The sequence below is a fragment of the Psychroflexus maritimus genome, assembly GCF_011089875.1.
GTDB lineage: Bacteria > Bacteroidota > Bacteroidia > Flavobacteriales > Flavobacteriaceae > Psychroflexus > Psychroflexus maritimus.
The window spans coordinates 1-264 of sequence record NZ_JAANAS010000115.1 but is presented as its reverse complement, the minus strand read 5'-3'; the positions used below and the strand labels follow the sequence as shown (position 1 = coordinate 264).

The window sequence follows — 264 nt, the reverse complement described above, 5'->3', positions numbered from 1 at the left end:
TTATTTTCAACTTCAAAATTCAAGCAACTTTGTGTCACAGGATTTCCAAGTTCAACATCAATAGCTTCACAAGTGCCTTGGTTGGCTATTATTGTGACATCATTTGGTGCAGTAATTTGTGTTGGATAATCCGTTTCACCTGTTGCAGTAGTTACCGTTACATTTTGTTGTGCAGAGATGATTTGACCATTTTCATCTGTGAGTGTCCAAGTTACTTGCGTTGTTCCTAGTTGGAATACTTCTGGGGCGTTATTTTCAACTTCA

At 37.9% G+C, this 264-nt stretch carries 1 protein-coding gene; it reads right to left on the bottom strand.

Annotated elements, in window-relative coordinates:
* Positions 1-264, bottom strand: a 264-nt coding sequence (locus tag G7034_RS11345) for a hypothetical protein (protein WP_166401074.1), incomplete at both ends; no start/stop codon positions are given.